The sequence below is a fragment of the Mesobacillus boroniphilus JCM 21738 genome, assembly GCF_000517385.1.
Lineage (GTDB): Bacteria > Bacillota > Bacilli > Bacillales > Cytobacillaceae > Mesobacillus > Mesobacillus boroniphilus.
The window spans coordinates 1-5,588 of record NZ_BAUW01000145.1 but is presented as its reverse complement, the minus strand read 5'-3'; the positions used below and the strand labels follow the sequence as shown (position 1 = coordinate 5,588).

Here is a 5,588-nt window from a genome sequence, read left to right as displayed (position 1 = left end):
GGACAGTATATAATGACGATATGTTAGAGGATTAACATCCTCTTTTCTTTTGACTTCGTTATACTTTATTTCCCATCTTTTCTAAATAAATAGAAAAAAAGAGAAGAAGATATTCCGGTCTGTTGATCTAGCTACCTCACAATTAAGCCTATATATTAATGTAATAGTGATAAGAATGCCAAGACATCTACAAGCGTTCCTATATTGCATTAACAGCAAAACAAACCTGTACTGTTTTACGAATAACTTAAAAAGGGGTAAAATTCCGGTTTTTTCTGGATAACCCATATCCTTGCCGAGAGTTTAAAATAAACCCATAACGTTGCCTAAAGTTCTTTATTTTAGTTTTTTTCTTTAAAAGAATCCTCATTACTTGTTAATAATTGATATTTTGTCACATAAAAAGTAATGAGAACATAGGTGTTACAAGGGCTGGCAACATTATGGGTTAATCATTAGCAATAATATGGGTTAAGTCACAATTTTTGTTGTGACCTAAAGCATAAGTTTGCCAAATGGCGGACTTATGCTTTTTATTTTTCCCGAAATTCATCAGCCAAAACGGCAAATACAAAATAAAGAAAGTACCAAGCGCAATGGCTTCCAGCGAGAGAATATACCACGGCCATGGCCCAAGATAATCAATCAGCGATGGATTGACGGGTTTTTCGGAGATGTACATATAGTTTCCTTCAATCAGGAAGTTGACGATGAATACGATAGTTGTATAGACATTGAGCCAGAAAAATGCTTTCCAAATTGATTTGAGTATTGCGGAGCGTTTGAGCCAGCAGTGCGGAACTTTATACCACCGAGTGCGGATATTTGAGCCACCTGTTGCGGACAATTGAGCCAATTAGAAAAATAAGAAAGGAAAACAATCATTTACTCTGGCGATTGTTTTCCTTTTCTAATTAAGTTGAACTAACTGGCAGCTTTTGAACTGCCGTTTGATAAGCGATTCAGTTAACCTTCGAAGTACGCTTTTATGATTTTTCTAGCTCCCTCATGGATGTCTTGTTCAGTCCATGTGTGTGGAGAGGCTCTTCTCCATACATTTCGAGTAGCTTTTTCTTTAGTTCCTTTGGAAATGGGGTCCATGATCTATTTCCTCTCCAATAATATGAATCTTCTAGCTTAGCTAGCTTTTTTCTCGTTAAGATGACCAATAACTTATCCTCCAATTTTTAGACCATGACGCTCACGCATGGATACTTGTCCATCAATTAAAATATGATAAGAATCATGGACAATGCGGTCTAAAATGCATCGGCTATTTGAGCTTGTCCCAGTTTGGCATGCCAGCCTTCAGGCGCAAATTGAGAACAGAAAATCGTGGATGCTCGTTTTAAGCGGGCTTCGACGATTTCTAAAACACTTAATACGTTTTCTTCTGAAAGGTCTGTCAGAAGCCATTCGTCGAGAATTAATAAATCGATTTTCTTATAATTTTGAATGATTTTTCGGTAGCTGCCATCTGCTTCATATTTTGCTACGGCGAGTTCATCTAATAATTCTGGTAGCCGAATGTATTTTACTTTGTAAAATTGCCGGCAAGCATGTATACCAAATGCATTTGCAATATACGTTTTTCCATTACCTGAAGCGCCCATTAAGATGATGTTGTGATGATTTTGAATGTAGTTGCCTGTCGCTAATTCTAGGATGACCTTTTTGTCTAAATGACGATCTGGATGATATTCAATATCTTCAATGGCAGCCGTTGGCTCGTTTAGTGTTGCTTGTTTTATTAAACGAGCGAGTTTATTTGATTTACGTCGGTCATACTCTGTATCTGTTAAAAGGCTGAATAACTCATCGAAATCCATTTCACGATAGTCTTTATTTTGACTGATTTCTTGATATAGATCAGCCATTGCACTTAAGCCCATTTCTGAAAGCTTACGTAATGTTTCTTGTTTGCTCATTTTTTATCCCTCCCAAAGTACGAAGCTCCACGCGTGAATCCATGACTTTCTGTTGAAGCTGGCTGTGTTTTCGCTGCTGATTCTTGTGTTTTTAGCGACTTCTTTTTTCTTTCTAATATGCCTTTTAATACAGTATTGGAAGGGGTTGTTGAGATTTCAAGTAAGGTAGTAATGGCTTGTTCTAACTCTTCTGTTGTGAACTTTCTCGCAATGTTTTGTAGAGTGCTTAAAATATTGAGTGCCTTTTTCTCTACATTATTTTCTAAAATGTACGCTACATATTTCTCTGTAGATGGACCCATTGCAGCTGCCCATTTCACATTGTTTTCAGGATTATGCTCTAAATAAGAGCGATGATGATCAGGCATATGATCTACTTTTGTAGAAAATTGTCCGATTTCGCCTTTTAATCGTTTGTGGGATGCAATTCGTGCTTCTTTAAAGTACACTTCAATTAGATCTGTTGTTAAACGAATATCGACCGATTCACGGACATATTCGTAAGGAACGGAATAATACATGCGTTCAACTTGGATGTGGTAGTTTAGTTGAACCTTGGCGGTTTTCCATTCCATCATTTTGAAGCGTGTTTGAGGAAGTTGTTGAAGGGTGCTTTTCTCTTCTTCCTCAAACACTTTTTTGCGTGATCCCGGTCTTTTTTGAAAATCTGTTGTATTGATTTCCTCTAGCTTTTCAAAGATATATTGATTCAATTCTGTGATATGAAAGCACTGCGCATTTCGTAAGGCAGCGATAATTTGCCGTGAGGCATAACCAACACTTCCTTCGGCAGTTGGCTTATCTTTTGGCTTTCGTACACGACTCGGGACAATGACTGTGCGGTAATGATCTGCTAATTCTCGGTATGCCTCATTTAAAATAGATTCTTCACGTTGCGCTTTAATAACACCTGTTTTTAAATTATCGGGGACCAGTGTTTCGGTAACACCTCCAAAATAATCAAAAGCATGGATATGCGCTTTTAACCAGTTTGCTGATTTCATATCTAAAAATGCCTCTACATACATCATTTGACTATACGGTAAAGCAGCTATAAATACATAGGCTGGAATGTTTTCACCTGTTGTACGATCTTGAATAGAAAGTGTTGTACCAGCAATCTACCTCCATAATCTCTCCAGGCTTTCGTCTTAAGGGCATGGTTAGCTTAAACTTTTGAGCATATTGCCCGTATTTCTCTGCGAATGTTCGATAGGCATAAGGGATTTTCCGAACCTCTTTCGCTGAAATTGCGTACTCATGATGCAGTAATTTCAGTGTGACATTCTTTTTTTGTAGTTCCTTATGAACCTTCTCCCAATCAACTGGATAGTAGCCTTTTTCAATCGCTTGTTTCTCTGGATAGAGAAATTCTTCTAACCAAACATTTGTCATAGTGTCGTTCAATTCCGTAATACCTAGGTTAGTCGCTCGTTGGATGACTTCTGAAACCGTATTCCGAGCGTGTCCAGTGCTGGAATTAATCGTTCGTTGACTAACGCCATCAAAAGAAAGTAATAAAATCTTACGATAATCAATCATAAAAAACCTCCTGCTTTAAAGTGTCATGCGACGTCGCATGCCTCTTGATTATACAGAAGGTTTTAAATGACTGATGTAAGTGGCTTAAAAGTTCCGCACTCGGTGGCTCAATTGTCCGCATTGAGTGGCTCAAAGTTCCGCACAAGTGGCTTATTTAGGATGCAATATTCATGATTTTCCGGTCGGCCTGTATCCAGCGACAAACACCATGAACAGGTTGGCAATCACTGTTCCGCCATGTGAAATGAAGAAATGGACATAGCGGTAGTGAGGAAAGGTATACAAGCTGATGTCCGGCGTAATCATTGCCTGGAGCGCGCTGCCGACTCCGACAAAATAGGTGAATTCAAATAATGCATATTTTTTTGTTAAAAGTAACAGGGCGGAAAGGATAAGTGAGATGCTGCTCAGATGAAGGGGCAGAGAGTATTGGTAGCTCCAATGGCCGCTCCACCACAACCATGCCTGCAGGCTGATTTCAGATATGATCAGCACGAGAAATAATCCAACCCGTGCAATAAGATTGAAACGAGTATCCCTCAGCGTTTTACGAAACGAGAAGAGCAGGATGACCATAAGCAGGAAAGCTCCAAGTGTATACAGGTGAACGCTGGAAAATAGCTGGAAGACATTTTCTGTACCTGGCTCAAAAAGTTCCCTCATAAGCCTCCTCCAATCGCAAGTAAGTTTAATTTTACCAAATTACACTCTTACTTTAACATATTCTCAGCTGGCATATATATGGTTAGAAAAACATATATTTCATACGATTACAGTGTTTTGAGGAGGGTGAGAACATGCAGTTTTATTACGGCCAGCAGATGCCCTTGCGGATATTGGATGAAGCTGAGTTTTGGAAGTATCAGGAGGAGGAGCATACCGTCGTGATCAGGGAGTTGACACCTGATCTGGAACAGAAATATGTAGATGCATTGAAGGAATGGGAAAAGGTATTGGGGGAGACGCGACATCAAGTTTTAAGATTCATCGAGACGGTGACGAGAACCGGCGACTACATCCCTGCCCAGCTGCGCCAGCATGTATTGAAGCTGACATCATATTATTTGGAGCAAAGTCTTGATTTCATCAAATTGTGCGAGCAAATTAAAACTGAAAGCGAAGCTGTGAAAAATAACCCAACCGCTAAAGTGGTACTGAACCATATCATCCGGGAATCAGAATATTTTGTCGGGATTTCCCAAGCGCTGCTATATCAGCAGACACCTTAATAGAAAGTAATATAGGCCTGCCAGCAAACTGGCTGGCTATTTTTATTATTAATAATTTAGTATATGAAAATATGATCGCCGATATCCTTTATGGTGTGGTGGACCCGCGAATTAAGTTAGAATAGCTCATCCTTTTGATTGAGTTATTTTGTGATAAAACTCCTAGTTTTAAAATATTCGCTTATAGAAAGAAATCTGTTATGATTATATTGAAATAAAGAAAAGGAGGAATTTTCCTATGTATGATGTAGCAATCATTGGAGCAGGCCCCGCAGGCGGAAGCGCAGCGATTTTCACAGCAAAGGCTGGCAAAAAAACAATCGTGCTGGATAACAATAAAAGCGTAACGAAGCGTGCCTGGATGGAGAACCACTACGGAGCTCCTGAAATCGCAGGTCCTGACTTAGTTGAAACTGGCATCAATCAAGCGAAAAAACACGGTGCAGAATTCGTTGAAACAACAGTGACTTCTGTCAGTAAAACTGACAGCGGCGTTAAAGTTGTAACTGAAAATGGCGAGTATGAAGCAAAGCATGTCATCATCGCGTCAGGCATGATGACTGATGTAGCTGAAGCATCAGGTCTTGCAACAAAAGATGGCACAGAGCCAAGAATCAAGACGATTTTCGATGTCGATGCTGCTGGTAAAACAAATGTTGAAGGCGTTTGGGCTGCAGGCACATGCGCAGGCGTAAGCATGCATACAATCATCACAGCTGGAGACGGTGCAAAGGTTGCCATCAACGTCATCAGTGAACTGAACGGTGAGCGTTATGTCGATCATGATGTTTTAAAAGCTTAATTGTAAATAGCCTTGCAACGATCTGCAAGCCTTCGCTTATTTTAATTTTATAAGAAAGCATAAAACTTTTTACTTAGATTAGTGTCT

The 5,588-nt window shown here is 39.4% G+C and carries 7 protein-coding genes and 1 pseudogene; 2 read left to right on the top strand and 6 right to left on the bottom strand.

What is annotated here, in order from left to right; genetic code table 11:
- Positions 1-448: 448 nt before the first annotated feature.
- From JCM21738_RS23630 to JCM21738_RS20720, 6 genes and pseudogenes are all read right to left on the bottom strand, one after another.
- Positions 449-847 carry a TMEM164 family acyltransferase gene (locus tag JCM21738_RS23630; RefSeq protein WP_243463117.1) on the bottom strand — a complete coding sequence of 133 codons (399 nt, stop codon included), beginning with the start codon at positions 845-847 and terminating at the stop codon, positions 449-451.
- A gap of 139 nt (positions 848-986) precedes the next feature.
- Positions 987-1,169: a hypothetical protein gene (locus tag JCM21738_RS20735; RefSeq protein WP_243463116.1), complete on the bottom strand. Its 183-nt coding sequence runs from the start codon at positions 1,167-1,169 to the stop codon at positions 987-989.
- Positions 1,170-1,173: 4 nt separating this feature from the next.
- Positions 1,174-1,928, bottom strand: a pseudogene (locus JCM21738_RS20730) (ATP-binding protein).
- Positions 1,925-2,932, bottom strand: coding sequence for a Mu transposase domain-containing protein (locus JCM21738_RS20725; RefSeq protein ID WP_243463115.1), 1,008 nt, complete (start codon positions 2,930-2,932; stop codon positions 1,925-1,927). Before JCM21738_RS20725 ends, JCM21738_RS20730 begins: the two are co-directional and overlap by 4 nt.
- Positions 2,933-3,005: 73 nt before the next feature.
- A complete protein-coding gene (locus tag JCM21738_RS26360; RefSeq protein WP_243463114.1) occupies positions 3,006-3,470 on the bottom strand; it encodes a transposase in 465 nt (154 codons plus the stop codon).
- A gap of 168 nt (positions 3,471-3,638) precedes the next feature.
- Positions 3,639-4,133 (bottom strand): YwaF family protein, encoded by a 495-nt coding sequence (locus JCM21738_RS20720; protein ID WP_023626503.1) that lies wholly within the window; start codon positions 4,131-4,133, stop codon positions 3,639-3,641.
- A gap of 134 nt (positions 4,134-4,267) precedes the next feature.
- Between JCM21738_RS20720 and JCM21738_RS20715 the strand changes: the two genes are divergently transcribed.
- A complete protein-coding gene (locus tag JCM21738_RS20715; RefSeq protein WP_023626504.1) occupies positions 4,268-4,699 on the top strand; it encodes a DUF2935 domain-containing protein in 432 nt (143 codons plus the stop codon).
- Positions 4,700-4,937: 238 nt separating this feature from the next.
- Entirely contained in the window at positions 4,938-5,501 is a 564-nt protein-coding gene (locus JCM21738_RS20710; protein WP_023626505.1) for an FAD-dependent oxidoreductase, read from the top strand.
- Positions 5,502-5,588: the final 87 nt, after the last annotated feature.

Coding starts and splice junctions, on each gene's coding strand:
- JCM21738_RS20710 (WP_023626505.1), top strand. CDS start 4,938: ATGTATGATGTAGCAATCATTGGAGCAGGCCCCGCAGGCGGAAGCGCA.
- JCM21738_RS20725 (WP_243463115.1), bottom strand. CDS start 2,932: ATGAAATCAGCAAACTGGTTAAAAGCGCATATCCATGCTTTTGATTAT.
- JCM21738_RS20720 (WP_023626503.1), bottom strand. CDS start 4,133: ATGAGGGAACTTTTTGAGCCAGGTACAGAAAATGTCTTCCAGCTATTT.
- JCM21738_RS20715 (WP_023626504.1), top strand. CDS start 4,268: ATGCAGTTTTATTACGGCCAGCAGATGCCCTTGCGGATATTGGATGAA.
- JCM21738_RS26360 (WP_243463114.1), bottom strand. CDS start 3,470: ATGATTGATTATCGTAAGATTTTATTACTTTCTTTTGATGGCGTTAGT.